The sequence below is a fragment of the Neorhizobium sp. T7_12 genome (genome assembly GCF_002968535.1).
In the GTDB taxonomy this organism is placed as follows: domain Bacteria; phylum Pseudomonadota; class Alphaproteobacteria; order Rhizobiales; family Rhizobiaceae; genus Neorhizobium; species Neorhizobium tomejilense.
Genome location: NZ_PVBK01000001.1, coordinates 440,714 through 454,987, shown reverse-complemented (window position 1 = coordinate 454,987; position 14,274 = coordinate 440,714). Strand labels below are relative to the sequence as shown.

General features: G+C 62.1%; 16 protein-coding genes. 7 read left to right on the top strand and 9 right to left on the bottom strand.

Features of this window, described 5'->3' with window-relative positions; all coding sequences use genetic code 11:
* Positions 1–10 precede the first annotated feature (10 nt).
* Genes C5J26_RS02225 through C5J26_RS02215 form a run of 3 tightly spaced genes read right to left on the bottom strand, consistent with a single transcriptional unit; the run spans position 11 to position 4,509 of the window.
* Positions 11–2,968, bottom strand: a complete 2,958-nt coding sequence (locus tag C5J26_RS02225) for a sarcosine oxidase subunit alpha family protein (RefSeq protein WP_105400329.1) — start codon at positions 2,966–2,968, stop codon at positions 11–13.
* On the bottom strand, positions 2,965–3,246 hold the full coding sequence (locus tag C5J26_RS02220) for a sarcosine oxidase subunit delta (RefSeq protein ID WP_105400328.1): 282 nt from the start codon (positions 3,244–3,246) through the stop codon (positions 2,965–2,967). The genes C5J26_RS02225 and C5J26_RS02220 overlap by 4 nt, the downstream gene beginning before the upstream one ends.
* 12 nt (positions 3,247–3,258) lie before the next feature.
* Positions 3,259–4,509 (bottom strand): sarcosine oxidase subunit beta family protein, encoded by a 1,251-nt coding sequence (locus C5J26_RS02215; protein WP_105400327.1) that lies wholly within the window; start codon positions 4,507–4,509, stop codon positions 3,259–3,261.
* 237 nt (positions 4,510–4,746) lie between these two features.
* Here C5J26_RS02215 and C5J26_RS02210 point away from each other — a divergent pair, with 237 nt between their 5' ends.
* The 3 genes from C5J26_RS02210 to C5J26_RS02200 all read left to right on the top strand — a co-directional run bounded on the left by C5J26_RS02210 (position 4,747) and on the right by C5J26_RS02200 (position 7,098).
* Positions 4,747–5,778, top strand: coding sequence for a DUF2793 domain-containing protein (locus C5J26_RS02210; RefSeq protein ID WP_105400326.1), 1,032 nt, complete (start codon positions 4,747–4,749; stop codon positions 5,776–5,778).
* Positions 5,779–5,974: 196 nt separating this feature from the next.
* Positions 5,975–6,628: a sugar transferase gene (locus C5J26_RS02205; RefSeq protein ID WP_371681892.1), complete on the top strand. Its 654-nt coding sequence runs from the start codon at positions 5,975–5,977 to the stop codon at positions 6,626–6,628.
* Between the two features lie 194 nt (positions 6,629–6,822).
* Positions 6,823–7,098 (top strand): DUF1153 domain-containing protein, encoded by a 276-nt coding sequence (locus C5J26_RS02200; RefSeq protein ID WP_018327815.1) that lies wholly within the window; start codon positions 6,823–6,825, stop codon positions 7,096–7,098.
* A gap of 91 nt (positions 7,099–7,189) precedes the next feature.
* Here C5J26_RS02200 and C5J26_RS02195 read toward each other — a convergent pair whose 3' ends face one another.
* Entirely contained in the window at positions 7,190–7,642 is a 453-nt protein-coding gene (locus tag C5J26_RS02195) for a paraquat-inducible protein A (protein ID WP_105400325.1), read from the bottom strand.
* A gap of 107 nt (positions 7,643–7,749) precedes the next feature.
* Here C5J26_RS02195 and C5J26_RS02190 point away from each other — a divergent pair, with 107 nt between their 5' ends.
* The gene (locus tag C5J26_RS02190) at positions 7,750–8,028 is read left to right on the top strand and encodes a GNAT family N-acetyltransferase (protein ID WP_105400324.1); all 279 of its coding nucleotides are present in this window, start codon (positions 7,750–7,752) and stop codon (positions 8,026–8,028) included.
* Between the two features lie 121 nt (positions 8,029–8,149).
* Here C5J26_RS02190 and C5J26_RS02185 read toward each other — a convergent pair whose 3' ends face one another.
* Complete coding sequence (locus C5J26_RS02185; protein WP_105400323.1) at positions 8,150–8,500, bottom strand: flagellar export protein FliJ; 351 nt, start codon at positions 8,498–8,500, stop codon at positions 8,150–8,152.
* A gap of 423 nt (positions 8,501–8,923) precedes the next feature.
* Between C5J26_RS02185 and ctrA the strand changes: the two genes are divergently transcribed.
* Positions 8,924–9,622: a response regulator transcription factor CtrA gene (gene ctrA / locus C5J26_RS02180; RefSeq protein ID WP_007769464.1), complete on the top strand. Its 699-nt coding sequence runs from the start codon at positions 8,924–8,926 to the stop codon at positions 9,620–9,622.
* A gap of 145 nt (positions 9,623–9,767) precedes the next feature.
* Here the strand turns inward: ctrA and C5J26_RS02175 are convergent, their stop codons facing one another.
* On the bottom strand, positions 9,768–10,130 hold the full coding sequence (locus C5J26_RS02175; protein ID WP_105400322.1) for a PleD family two-component system response regulator: 363 nt from the start codon (positions 10,128–10,130) through the stop codon (positions 9,768–9,770).
* Positions 10,131–10,234: 104 nt separating this feature from the next.
* Positions 10,235–10,882 (bottom strand): histidine phosphotransferase ChpT, encoded by a 648-nt coding sequence (chpT, locus tag C5J26_RS02170; protein ID WP_046603646.1) that lies wholly within the window; start codon positions 10,880–10,882, stop codon positions 10,235–10,237.
* 184 nt (positions 10,883–11,066) lie between these two features.
* On the opposite strand from chpT, the gene C5J26_RS02165 reads away from it, so the two are divergent.
* Positions 11,067–11,669: a DUF1134 domain-containing protein gene (locus tag C5J26_RS02165; protein ID WP_371412573.1), complete on the top strand. Its 603-nt coding sequence runs from the start codon at positions 11,067–11,069 to the stop codon at positions 11,667–11,669.
* A gap of 159 nt (positions 11,670–11,828) precedes the next feature.
* Positions 11,829–13,034, top strand: coding sequence for a hypothetical protein (locus tag C5J26_RS02160; RefSeq protein ID WP_105400321.1), 1,206 nt, complete (start codon positions 11,829–11,831; stop codon positions 13,032–13,034).
* Between the two features lie 5 nt (positions 13,035–13,039).
* On the opposite strand, the gene C5J26_RS02155 is transcribed toward C5J26_RS02160, so the two are convergent.
* On the bottom strand, positions 13,040–13,876 hold the full coding sequence (locus C5J26_RS02155) for an RNA methyltransferase (protein WP_105400320.1): 837 nt from the start codon (positions 13,874–13,876) through the stop codon (positions 13,040–13,042).
* On the bottom strand, positions 13,876–14,262 hold the full coding sequence (locus C5J26_RS02150) for a hypothetical protein (RefSeq protein WP_037076826.1): 387 nt from the start codon (positions 14,260–14,262) through the stop codon (positions 13,876–13,878). The genes C5J26_RS02155 and C5J26_RS02150 overlap by 1 nt, the downstream gene beginning before the upstream one ends.
* Positions 14,263–14,274: the final 12 nt, after the last annotated feature.

The following is a 14,274-nucleotide window of genomic DNA, read 5'->3' as shown; positions in this document are numbered from 1 at the left end:
CAGGCAGCCCTCAGAGATGCAGTTTGCTGTTTTCGGGATCGACGAAGACCGGCGGGCAGACTTGCGCGAGCACTTCCGAGCCGCGCAGCCCGTCCCAGACCGTCACCCGTTCGCCAATCCGCTCGCGCCCGGACTTCAGCATGCCGAGCGCGATGAACTGCCCGAGCGTTGGCGAAAAGCAGGCCGACGAGATGAAACCCTGGTCGTTCGCCGTCGACGGCTTTGCACCTTCCTTCAGGAGATGCGCACCGGCCTTGATCTCCTTGTCGGCCTCGATCGGCTTCAATCCGACGAGCTGCAGCCGGTCGGCGGCTGTCAACCCGAATCGCATCGAGAGACGCTTGCCGATGAAATCCGGCTTCTGCATCGCCATCAACCGGCCGAGCCCGACATCGTCCGCCGTAGCGCGGCCGTCGAGTTCGCTATGGGTGACATGCCCCGTCTCGACGCGCAGCACGTTCAGGGCCTCGACACCATAGGCGCAGATGCCCTCCTCGCGGCCCGCATTCATGATCGCGTCGGCGACGGCCTCGCCATAACCGGCCGGAACCGCGAGCTCGTAGGCGAGCTCACCCGAGAAGGAGATGCGGAACAGCCGAGCCTTCAGCCCGTCGCGCAGCATCACCTCCTTGGCGGCGAGGAAGGGGAAGGCAGCGTCGGAAATATCGTCCTGCACGACGCGGCTCATGATGATTCGCGCCTTCGGCCCGGCGAGCGACATCTGCGCCCACTGATCCGTCGAGGAAACGAAGCGCACGTCGAGCTCCGGCCAGAAAGTCTGTGCCGAGAATTCCAGATGCGAGAGCACGTCCGCGGCAAAAGCCGTCGTCGTGGTCATGACATAGTGGTTTTCGGAAAGCCTGCTTACCGTTCCGTCGTCGAAGACGATGCCGTCCTCGCGCAGCATCAGCCCGTAACGTGCTCTTCCGACCGGCAGCTTGAGAAAGCTGTTGCAATAGATGCGATCGAGGAATTCCGCCGCGCCCGACCCGAATATCTCGATCTTGCCGAGCGTGGAGACGTCGCAGAGACCGGCATGGGTGCGAACGTTCAAGACCTCCCGGTCGACGCTTTCCCGCCAGGTCTTTTCGCCCTCCTGCGGGAACCAGGCGGAGCGGTACCAGAGACCTGATTCGACGAAGGTCGCGCCGTTCTTTCTCGCCCAGCCATGCAGCGGCGAGGTACGCACCGGGGCCGCGTGCTCGGCTCGCGCAGTGCCGGCCAGAGCGCCGAACGAGACCGGCGTGTAGAATGGCCGGAATGTGGTGGTGCCGATCTCGGCCGGCGACACGCCGCGCATGCCCGCCACGATGCCGGCCGTGTTGACATTGCCGAGCTTGCCCTGGTCGGTTGCCATGCCGGCGGTCGTATAACGCTTGGTGTGCTCGATATGACGGAAACCCTCCCGCTGGGCGAGACCGAGGTCGCCGACATGCACGTCGTTCTGGAAATCGACGAAGGCCTTGTCCCGGGCGCCCGGCACGTACCAGAGCGGCGCGAAGGACGGATCGTATTCGCCCTCGACCTCGGGCGTTTCAAGCGTGCCGACCAGCCTGCCCAGCGCGTCGAGTGCGGCATGCGCCTTGGCCGAACCATCCTTCAGGCAAGCCCCGAGCGACACCTGGCCGGCAGCCGAGCCGGCAGCCGCAAAAGCTCCGCCGACGTCGGGCGCCAGAAATGCCTGCTTCTCGTCGGACCACACAGGCTTGGCGCCGCGCTGACACATCAGATGCACGATCGGCGACCAGCCGCCGGACATCGCCAGCGCATCGCAGTCGATCACCTCCTCGAACCCGGAGCGCTCGACGATCAGCCCCTCGATCCGGTGGCGTCCCCTGGTCGCGATGACCGAGCCGCTGCGGATGACGCGAACACTCTCCGGCACCGGGTCGGCCGATTGCGGCCGCGCGTCGATGATCGCGGTGACGTCGATACCCTGAGCGAGGAGGTCGGCGGCCGTGCGGTACCCGGAGCCGCCATTGGTGAAGACGGCTACCTTGCCGCCGACAGCAACGCCGTAGCGGTTGAGATAGGTGCGCGCAGCCCCGGCCGTCGTCACGCCCGGCTTGTCGTTGCCGCCGAAGACGAGTGGCCTCTCTTCGGCACCGGTGGCAAGGATCGCCTGCTTGGCCACGATGCGCCACAGCCGCTCCATCGGCAGGTCCGGCGATGGCGAGGCCACGTGTTTCTGCACCCGCTCGACGGCGCCGAACACCATGTCGTCATACCAGCCGAACACGGTCGTACGCGCCATCAGCGTCACGTTCGGCAGCGACGTCAGTTCCTCGACGACGTCAGCCGCGAATTCCGCAGCCGACCGGCCGCCGACCATGGCGCTTTCCGACAGCAGCGAACCTCCGAACCTGAAGCCTTCGTCCGCCAGAATGACCCGCGCCCCAGCCCTGCCGGCGGCGAGCGCCGCTATGAGACCGGTCGGCCCCGCGCCAATCACCAGCAGGTCGCAATGCGCCCAGGATTTTTCGTAACGGTCGGGATCCGCCAGCATGGTGACCTTGCCGAGGCCTGCGGCACGGCGGATCAGCGGCTCGTAGAGCTTTTCCCAGAGCACGCCCGGCCACATGAAGGTCTTGTAGTAGAAACCGGCGCCGAAAAACGGCGAGAAGAGATCGTTCACCGCGCCGAAATCGTGTTTCAGCGACGGCCAGCGGTTCTGGCTGGCGGCAGCAAGGCCATTGTAAAGCTCGACCACCGTCGCACGGGCGTTCGGCTCGGCCCGCGCGCCGGACCCGATCGTCATCAGCGCGTTCGGCTCGGCGGACCCTGCCGTCACCACGCCGCGCGGGCGGTGGTACTTGAAACTGCGGGCCATCAGCATCTGATCGTTGGCAAGCAGCGCCGAGGCGAGCGTATCGCCGTCGAACCCCTTGTAGCTGCGGCCGTCGAAGGTGAAGGTGAGCGATTGGCCGCGATTGATCGCGCCGCCGGACCCGAGACGATAGGAGGTCATTCGCCAGCTCCCGCGCGCTCAAACTCCGCGGCATCGGTCACGCCGAAAACCTCGTGGGTGAGGTTATCCCGCTCGACCACCAGAAAACGGCGGCAGCCGGCGACGTGATGCCAATACTCCTGATAGCGCCCTTTCGGATTGTCCCGGATATAGACGTAACGGTGCCAGGCTTCGTCCTTGGCGGTCGGCGAAGGGCGTTTCGGCGCGGCGGCGCCGCGGATCGAAAACTCTTCCTTGGGTCTGGTACCGCAATGCGGACAGGTGATGAGGCTTGCCATGGGGGATCTTGCTCAGTGAAGGTTCGGCTGGGGGCCGCGGCCCGCTTCGTCGATCGTGTAGCCGCGCTCGAACCGGTCGAGCCGCATGAAGCGGGTGACGTGGTGCGTCTCGTTCTTGGCGATCAGGTGGGCGAAACAGAAACCGGAGGCCGGCGTCGCCTTGAAGCCGCCGTAACACCAGCCGCAGTTCAGATAGAGATTGTCGATCGGCGTACGGTCGATGATCGGCGATCCGTCCATCGACATGTCCATGACGCCGCCCCAGCTTCTGAGCACCTTGGCACGCGAGAGGCCGGGGATCAGCGACACCCCCTCCTCCATCGTGTGCTCGACGGTCGCCAGATTGCCGCGCTGCGCATAGGAGGAATAGAAGTCGATCTCGGCCCCGAACACCAGCCCGCCCTTGTCCGACTGCGAAATATAGAAATGGCCGGCGCCATAGGTGATCACATGGTCGACCACTGGCTTCAGCCCTTCCGAGACGAAGGCCTGCAGCACATGCGATTCGATCGGCAGTTCCAGATCGGCCATCCGCCCGACTGTGGTGGTATTTCCGGCAGCCGCGAGCGCCAGCTTGTTGCAGCCGATGAACCCCCTGGTCGTCTCGACACCGGTGACGAGACCGTTTTCGCGGCGGATGCCGGTCACCTCGCAATGCTGGATCAGATCGACGCCGCGGGCATCGGCGCCGCGGCCGTAACCCCAGGCGACGGCGTCATGCCGCACCGTGCCGGCGCGCCTCTGATAGAGCGCGCCCATGATTGGGAAACGGGCGTGGTCGAAATTGAGATAGGGCGCTTTTCTGCGCACCTGCTCGCGGTCGAGCAGTTCGGCGTCGACGCCATGGATGCGCATGCCGTTGCCCCTGCGGGCATAGGCGTCCCGCTGGCCGTCAGAATGAAAGAGGTTGAGCATTCCACGCTGGGAGACCATCGCGTTGTAGTTGAAATCCCGCTCCAGCCCTTCCCACAGCTTCAGCGAAAACTCGTAAAACGGATTGTTGCCTTCAAGCAGGTAGTTGGAGCGGATGATCGTCGTGTTGCGCCCGACATTGCCCGACCCGAGATAGCCCTTTTCGAGCACAGCGACATTGGTGATGCCGAATTCCTTGGCCAGGTAATAGGCCGTCGCCAGCCCGTGCCCGCCGCCGCCGACGATGATGACGTCGTAATGCGGCTTCGGCTGCGGTTCGCGCCAGGCCGGCTTCCACATCCGGTTGCCGGACAGCGCTTCCTTGAAGATCGAATAGGCCGAATAACGCATGCTTTTCCCTGTCTCTCGCCGCGCTCACATTCGCATATGCGAGACAAAGGACAAGCGCAATCAGGACATCGAAAAGCCCGCATGCGACGAAACGCGCAGGCGTTGCGCCAAAGGCACGGCACGTCGAAGCGAGCATGTTTCCCAAGGGCCGCTTCAGGCTTTTCAAAGGCTTGGCCGCATCCGCCTCCCCGTCTCCGCCATTGGCCCTAGACTCCGGGCAACCGAACGGAGACAGCCATGGCCGATACGACCACAAATCTGAACATGCCCTTCATCCTGCCTTCGCAGGCGCAGAAACACGTGACCCACAACGAGGCGCTGCTGCGGCTCGACGCGCTGGTGCATCTGACGATCGTCGCGGAACTCGAGAGCCCGCCGGGCGCATCCGAAGAAGGCGCCTGTTACCTGGTAGCGACCGGAGCGACCGGCGTCTGGGCCGGCAAGGCGGGACGTGTCGCTTCCTGGCAGGACGGCTACTGGGCATTCCTGATCCCGCGCGTCGGCTGGCGGGCCTGGTTCGCCGCTTCCGAAAAACTCAAGGTGTTTTCGGGCGCGCTCTGGCAGGACATCCCCCTGCCCGCCGTCGGCCGCGTCGACGAGCTCGGCATCAATGCAACGCCCGACAGCACCAACCGGCTCACGCTCGCCTCTCCGGCAAGCCTGTTCAACCACGCCGGCAACGGCCACCAAATCAAGGTCAACAAGGCCGCATCCACCGACACGGCCTCGCTGCTCTTCCAGTCGAACTGGACGGGTCATGCGGAAATGGGCCTGGCCGGCAACACCGAGTTTTCGGTCAAGGTCAGCGATGGGACGACATGGAAGACCGGGCTGTCGATCTCGCCCAGCGGCCATGTCTCGCAACCCAACCAGCCGGCCGCCCGCGCTTACCGCACCGGCACGAGTTTCACCCCGACCGCCGGCCAGCAGAGCGGCTTCACCACGCTTGCGCTCGACCGCGGCGGCTTTTCGCTGGGCGCTGCGATCGACGGCGGCGGCAACCGGCTCGTGGTGCCGGCCGACGGCGTGTACCTCGTCGCGCTCAATCTCGCGGTGTTCTCCTCGTCCGGCCATGCGGCCAGCCTGATGCTCAATGCAACGCAGACACTTATTCTGACGAATGGCGCCGCCGGTGGAGCACAAATGCAGTCCGTAACGGGAATCTTTTCCTTTTCCGCGGGGGATTACCTGACGCTCGGGCATGCCGGAACGGCACAACTGGAATTGGGCGCTGGAAAAACAGAATTATCTTTGGCAATGCTGCAATAACAGCAACTTCTAAATTATATTCATCCTTAACGGATGGTTAACTTGGCTGATGACTCCGGACGAGAGGTATTCTATCAAGAGTTGCGGCTGCCCTCAGGGCGTCGGGCGTGGGGTGGGGTGGCTGGTTTTGAGTGTTCCTGATCTGCATGACGACACCACCGACGGGTCGAGCGGCTGGCGCATCGAGCCGCTGCCAATCCTCATCCGGCACTCGGGCTTACCTCACAAATCCAGCGGCAGCCTCCGAACGCAGCTCGCGGCAAAGCGGGCGATCGACATCGGCGTCTCGCTTTCGGCGCTGATCCTGCTCCTGCCTCTGATGCTGCTCGTCGCGCTGGCGATCCGCATCGACAGCGACGGGCCGGCGCTCTTCACCCAGATGCGCTGGGGCAAGGATGGCCGCAGGTTCCGGGTCTACAAGTTCCGTTCGATGCGCACCAATCTCGGCGATGCGCGAGGGATAGCCCAGACGGTCAGGGACGATCCGCGCATCACCCGCGTCGGCGCCCTCATCCGCAAGGCCAATGTCGATGAACTGCCGCAGTTGCTGAATGTCCTGAAAGGCGACATGTCGCTGGTCGGTCCGCGCTGTCACGCGATCGACATGCTGGCTGCCGGCATCCCTTACGAGAGCCTGGTTGCGGGTTATCATCGCCGCCATTCGATGCGGCCGGGCATGACCGGCCTGGCCCAGATGCGCGGTCTTCGCGGACCGACGGACCGCCCCGGCAAGGCGCGCGCCCGTATCGCATACGACCTCTATTATATCGACAATTTCTCCATTTTCCTCGATCTGCGTATCGTGCTCGGCACGCTGCTTGCCGAATTTCGGGGCGGCAAAGGCTTCTGACCAGCCGCTTCCAAGCGACCGCTCAATCGCCGAAACACCTTCTTTTCCGGACAAATGAGCCTTTTTCGTCCTGCCTTAGGACACGCAGCGCGATTGTTGCCGCAGTGGGAACAAATGCTGCTGCCTGTTTAGTCAAATATTAAAACTGGGCAGCTAGGCTCACCGGCGTGGTCTTGCGTTGTGTAGAGAGTCCAATGACCGAAATGATACGTCCCCGAGTAAAATATGTCATCGGCCCCGATGGCAGCCCCCTGACGATCGCCGACCTGCCGCCGGCCAATACGCGCCGCTGGGTCATCCGGCGCAAGGCAGAGGTGGTAGCCGCGGTTCGCGGCGGCCTGTTGAGCTTGGAAGAAGCCTGCGAGCGTTACACGCTTACCGTCGAGGAATTCCTGTCCTGGCAGTCCTCCATCAACGATCACGGCTTGGCCGGTCTGCGCACCACACGCATCCAGCAATATCGCCACTGACGCCGAATTCGCGGGCGTCAAGCCCGCACCGGAAACCAAAAGGTGCCGCTGCAACGAACGCAACGGCACCTTTCGGTTTCTGAAAGACGGCTCAATTCTGCCCGGATCCGATCCGGGACAGCGACGGCAGAAGCCCGGCGATGACGGCTGAAGCGGCATAGAACCAGAGGCCCGGCTGCGAGACCGCAACAGCCAGGCCGCTGCTCTTTGCCGCAAACACCACGATCGCCACCAGCATCACGTCCATCATCGACCATTTCGAAAGATGCGGCATCGCGCGGCGGAAAAATCCTGCCTCCCCCACCCGTCCGGAAATCTGCGCCGCCAGCCCAGCCAGCTTAACGATCGGAAAAACGATCGAAAACAACCCGACCACTAGCGACAGCGCCAGGTCTCCTTCCCGGAAAAGCGCCGCGACGAGTTCCAGCAGGGACGGCGTTTCGCTGAAGAAATAGAGCCGCTCGAAACGGATGATCGGCAAAAAGAGCCCGAGCCCCAGAAAGATCGCGGCCAGCGCGAGAAGAAGCGGCCGCAGCCAGTTCATCGCTTTCTCCGTTGACGGTGTGTCACCCTTGGTGGGGCAGCCCGGGCTATTTCCCTTCGGCCCTCCCCGTATTACACCATCGGCGAACGGACAAAAGCGGGACCATCATGAATATTACTTTGGAAGAGACACGGTCGGGCGGTCGTTATGTGGCCGAGGTCGAGGGGCATTATGCCGAAATGACCTATTCGCGCGCATCTCCGGAACTTGTCATCGTTGATCATACCGGGGTTCCGGATGCGCTTCGCGGCAAGGGCGTCGGCCAGGCGCTCGCGCTGCATGCGGTCGAAGAAGCCCGCAAGGGCGGCTGGAAGATCATCCCGCTCTGCCCGTTCTTCAAGGCGCAGGCGGAACGCCATCCCGACTGGCAGGATATCCTTCGTTAACACGGGGATGCCGAACCCGAATCACAAACGTTAACGAGAGCCAAAAATACGGAAATGGGGCCTGGCACCGCGGCACCGCCCCAGATTATGACATTTCCGTCGATGATGCCGCCCGACTTTGTTAAGCCCGGGCGCGCATTCCGCCATCGCGCTCTTCGAGCGCCGAAGCCTTGGCGAATTCCGCTTCCGCTTCCTCGAGCGCCAATTCGGCGCTTTCCTCCTGGGCCTTCAGCTCGCGAATCGAGACCTGAAGATTGTCCGCGCGCTGGCGGGCAGCCTTTGCGAAGGTTGGATAAGCGAAGTGATTCCGGTCGGTAATACCGGATTTCTTCTCTTCCAGAGTGATCTGGTGCTCGAGTTCTTTAGACATTCTCTCGAATTCGGCCATCATCATCTGCAATTGCTGCAGTTGACGGCGCTTTTCGGTGACCTGAAAGCTTTTCAGGCGAACCATGCTGTCACGCGACTTCATACGCAATACTCCGTGGATAGCGAGACCCAGGCCCGTGTATCCGGATTGGTACACTCAGGATCAAAAAATTCTCGCAGCGTTAATAAATTAAGGCTCGCGTTAACCTTTGGTTTACGGGCATCATTAATGATAAACCGGATCGTTTAAGGGTCGGTAAATGCCAGGGCCTAAATTGGCCGCGACAATGTATGAGTCGAATGAATCACTTAGCGGAATTTCCTCATCCGCGGATTCAATCCTGGTGATGGCCAAACTTGAAGGGAAAACAGGTTGCTACTAATCTTGCTTAACGAAATCATGAACCTTGCCAGGTTGAATCATAATTTGTTAACCATTTAGTGGCAGCTTCCAAATCAGGCTCAGTCTGGATCCGTATCGAGTAAGGGGGCAAAGATACCTTACGCGGCGGTAAAGGGGAAAAATATGCGGGTTCTACTCATCGAAGATGACAGCGCGACTGCCCAGAGCATCGAGCTAATGCTGAAATCGGAAAGCTTCAACGTCTATACGACCGACCTTGGTGAGGAAGGCGTCGACCTCGGCAAGCTCTACGATTATGATATCATTCTCCTCGACCTTAACCTGCCCGACATGTCGGGCTATGAAGTGCTTCGCACTCTGAGGCTTTCGAAGGTCAAAACACCGATCCTCATCCTGTCCGGCATGGCCGGCATCGAAGACAAGGTCCGTGGTCTCGGTTTCGGCGCCGACGACTATATGACCAAGCCCTTCCACAAGGATGAACTGGTCGCTCGCATCCATGCGATCGTGCGCCGTTCCAAGGGTCACGCACAGTCGATCATCGTCACCGGCGAACTGATCGTCAATCTCGACGCCAAGACCGTCGAAGTCGGCGGCCAGCGCGTTCACCTGACGGGCAAGGAATACCAGATGCTGGAGCTGCTCTCGCTCCGCAAGGGTACCACGCTCACCAAGGAAATGTTCCTGAACCACCTTTACGGCGGTATGGACGAGCCGGAACTGAAGATCATCGACGTCTTCATCTGCAAGCTGCGCAAGAAGCTCGCCAATGCCGCCGGTGGCGCAAACTATATCGAAACCGTCTGGGGCCGCGGCTACGTGCTGCGCGAACCGGAGGCGGAATACGCCGAAACCGCCTGAGCTGCCTGAAAATCCCCTTATCGAAAACGTCCGCCTGGCTGCCAGGCGGACGTTTTGTTTTGATCCGCCTGCGGACCCAAAACGAAACGCGGCTCGGCAACCATGCAGGCTGCCGCTAGTCGAGTGGATGTATCGGCTTTGAAAATCAGGCGGCCTGCGCCAGAGCCGAGAAGACCGAAGTCAGGATCTTGCGATCGAACGGCTTCAGCAGGAAATCGTCCGCACCGGCGCGCTTGCCGGCCATCATCTTCTTCAGGTCCGCTTCGATGACGCAATAGAAGATGCGGATGCTCTTGCCGTTCGGCATCGCACGGATGGTGCCGATCAGTTCAAGCGCGCCTTCCAGCGCTGCATCGACGATCAGGAAATTGGGAAGCTCGGCATTGCAGCGCGTCGCCGCCTCGCGCGCAGTGTCGGCCTCGATCACGAGGAAGCCCAGTTCCGACAGGATTCGCTTTCCGACCGTGCGTACGATGTCCGATCCGTCGGCAATCATTAAACGCTGCATCGTATCCCCCTGACGCCGAACCCTCTCTGGTTCCGAGCATCCATCATTAAGGGGATGGCACTAATGAATGGTTACCCTTGGGTGCCAAACAACCGCAGATCGTCTCAAGCCGCCACGGTCTCGGCGATGAAAACGATCTTGTCTTCAGAAACCACATGGCTCAGTTCCATGCCGGACTCTTCCGCGAGCAGCACCGTGTAATAGGGCTGGATCGAATGAGCATCGATCGGCTCTTCGAGAGTACCGCTGGCGATCTCGACGAATTTGGCCGGCACGCGCATCATCCGTCCCTTGATGGTGAGGATGAATTTCGCGTCGTATTCCGGATTTTCCAGCGTCACGTCCATCGAGCCGCCGCGGGGAATGCCCGCATAGGCGACCAGGAAGAGGTTGAGGAGCAGCTTGACGCGATTCTTGGCGATGATCGCCCGCGGGCCGTTCCAGGTGACCTCGGTCTTCTTTTCGGCAATGGCGAAATCCTTGGCGGCCTTCTCGGCCTCGCCCGTATCGATCGAGGCGCCGACCGAGCCGGAAGCACCGAAGGCGAGCCGCGCGAACTTGAGACGTACCGAGGCGTTCAGGGCCGAGGTGCGGATGAGGTCGAGCGCATCGCCGTCGGCCGCACCCTCGTCGAGAAGCTCAAGGCCGTTGTTGATCGCGCCGACCGGGGAGATCACGTCATGGCAGACACGGCTGCACAGAAGTGCCGCGAGATCTGGCCCGGCAAGGGTAAGATTCGGATTCTTCGGCATGTAGGTCTCCTGTTTGGGAATGCTCCCCCCGTATTCGCCTTGCCATCTGAAGGTTGCGCGAGGATGTGGCAATGTTCCTGGCCATAATGACACCATATTTGGTAAACCGATTATTAAGATCATGGCTTCAAAATGGCCGGGCCTTAAGCATGATGCAAAAGGCGTGCCCCTGGATGATACAATCATGGATCTGACAATGCGCATCCACACCCCTTCCGCCCTCGCCCGTTTCGCCGCGACTGTGTTTGCCGTGATCGCAGCCGTGGCGGTCTTCGCAGGCCCGGCAGCCGCCCAGCAGCGCTCCAACCAATATTCCGCCCAAGAAATCGTCGATGCCGGCCACGGCTTCTTCGGCTCCACCAGCGGCGGCCTTGCCAAGGTTGTGGAGAATGCCTTTTCGCAATACGGCCTGCCGAACGGCTATATCCTTGGCCAGGAAGGCTCGGGCGCATTCATCGCCGGCCTGACCTATGGCGAGGGCGAGCTCTACACGAAGAACGCCGGACAGCACCCGGTCTTCTGGCAGGGCCCTTCGCTCGGCATCGACTACGGCGGCCAAGGCACCCGCGCGATGATGCTGGTCTACGACCTTCCCTCGGTGAACAGCCTCTATGCCCGCTTCGGCGGCGTGTCGGGCTCCGCCTTCGTGGTCGCCGGCGTCGGCATGACGGTGCTGCGCAACAACAACATGATTCTCGTGCCGATTCGCACCGGCCTCGGTGCTCGCCTCGGCATCAACGTCGGTTATCTGAAGCTCACCCAGTCGCCGACCTGGAACCCTTTCTGAAATTCGCCATTGTCCTCTCCGGACAACGGAGGGGAATTTGATGTTTTGCGCCACAGCGGCCGGTAATCCGGCCTTCCGCCTGAAGGGCGCTTGCCGGTTGAATGTGACCATGCTTAAACAGCCTGCGCATTCCCATCCAGACCGCGAAACGGCCTCATCGTGATCCAGTTTGCTCTTCTGTTCGGCTTGGGTTTCCTGAGCGCCGCGCTTGCGGTGATGCTGGTTGCACCGGCGGTCCACAATCGCATCGTGCGCTACACAGAAAACCGCATCAAGGCGACGCTGCCGATCAGCCCGCAGGAAGTCCGCGCCCAGCGGGACATGGCCCGCGCCGTCTATGCGGCCGAGAATGCCCGCACCAAGCAGGAACTCGTCCAGGAAAGGGACAAGGCGGTCGCGCTGCAGATCAAGAGCGATAGGCTGGCCGAGGAAGCCACGCAGTTGCTGTCCGAGATCACCGACCTGCGCGCCCAGATCGACACCATGGATGTCGAGGCTGCCGACGCCCGTTCGCGCCTGCGTCAGGAAGACAGCTATATCCAGCAATTGAAGGCGGCGCTCGAAACCGCCGAGCAAACCGTCGCCGCCAAGGATCTGGAGATCGAGAAGCTGCAGCAGCGCCAGCTTCTGATGATCGCCGACGCCGACAATTTCCGGATCGATCTTTCCACCCGCGACACGGAGGTGGAGAACCTCAAATTCCGCGTCACCGCCTTGCGCGACGAACGGGATACGCTGCGCAACGACGTCCGGCAGCAGACTGCCCGCGCCAAGGATGCCGAGGCACGGCTCGCCCAGGAAGAGCATCGCGTTCAGCGGCTCGAGGACAAGCTTGCCAAGGAGATCGCCGACCGTGCCGACAGGGAGACGGCGCTGGAGCGCCGGCTTGCCGAGATCGGCCGACTGCGGGACAAGCTGAAAGGCGCCAGTGCCGAAGCGCGCGATTCCAGTCGCGCCCTTCGCGATTCGACGGCTGTCCGCCCTGTTATAAAAGCGACGCCGAGAAAGAAGATCACTCCGGAGGACATCAACCTGCGCGAAATTCCGCACGCCCCGCCTCCGAGACAAGCCCGGGTTTCCGGGCAGCCGGATGTCGATCCCGTCGTGGCCAGAATGGCTGAAGAGGCCCGCAACCGGGCAGCGGCGCTCTCCGAACGCCTGGCGAAGGGCAGCGGCAGCGACGACGCCATTCGCCAGGAACTGGCCTCCATAGCCGCCAGCATGGTGGCCTTGACGGCAGCGTCCGAAGGTTCCGGCTCACCGATCTTCAAGATCCTGTCCGGCAAATCCGGAAACAGCAACCGGGAAAGCCTGGCCGCGAGATCGAAGAAGACGCTCGCGACCAGCCAGGACGCAAACACCTGAGACTTCTATAACCTGCCCTGAGATAGGCGACCTTGGGCCATGGCGATCTCGTAGAGCGCGATGCCGGTCGCCGTCGCCGCATTGAGGCTGTCGAGGCCTGGCGCCTGGGCGATCCTGGCCGATCGGATGCGGCTGAGGACGTGTGCGGGCAGTCCCTCGCCTTCCGTGCCGGTGATCAGCACCATACGCTCGGAAGGCGGTACATCCCGGATTTCCACGGAACCCGTGGGCGAAAGCCCCCAGACGGCAAAGCCCTTCTCCATCAGCACGGCCAGGATATCCGTCGTCGTGCCGCGCCGCGCATAGGGCACCGACAAAACCGCTCCAACGGAGACGCGCAGCGACTTGCGGTAGAGCGGGTCGCAGCAACCCTGATCGAGCAGCACCGCATCGGCGCCGAAGGCTGCGGCGTTGCGGAAGATCGAGCCGATATTGTCGTGATTGGAAATGCCGAAGACCGCGACCACCAGCGCCTTCTCCGGCAACACGGCAATCAGCTCGGAGGCTGTCCTCTCCTGCCGGCGGCGTCCAAGCGCCAGCACGCCGCGATGCAGATGGAAACCGGCGATCTGATCGAGCACCGCGGCCGAGGCCACGTAGACCGGAATGTCTGCCGGAAAACCTGCGAGTATCTCGGCAAGCCCCGCAACCCGGTTTTCGAGCAGCAGGATCTTCTCGGTCAGAAAATCGCCGCCGGACCCATGTGCGGCGGCGAGCATCCTGAGCACCACGGTTCCTTCCGCGATGAACCGCCCTTCCCGCCCGGTGAGGTCCCGCTCGCGGATCGACCGGAATTCGGCGATCCGCGGATCGTCCGCGTCATCGATGCGGATCGGCGCCATTATTGTGGTATCGCCACCGTCACATCGGCGACGATGCGGCCGGCAGCGATATCGTAGATCAGGACCTTCTGGTCGCCGGTCAGCAGTCCGTAGAACAGGATTTGGCTGCCGGAGAGGGATACGCCCTGCACGACGAAGCCGGCAGGCAGTTCCGCAGTTGCCGCAAGCGGCTGGCCGGCGGGCACCGAGAACCCGCCTGTCGAAGCGATCGTCCCGGGCGTGGCAGGCCGCTGCGTGACCTTGTAGACAATGGCGCCAAGGACCGCCATAAAGCAGACGAACAAGATCCCGCCCGAAACGAGTATCAGAAGCACCATCTTCCGGCGGATTTTCTCCATTGCCGGATCAAGCGGCTCTTCCTGTTCCTCGATCTCGGGTTGGGGCATGAGGGCGGCGTC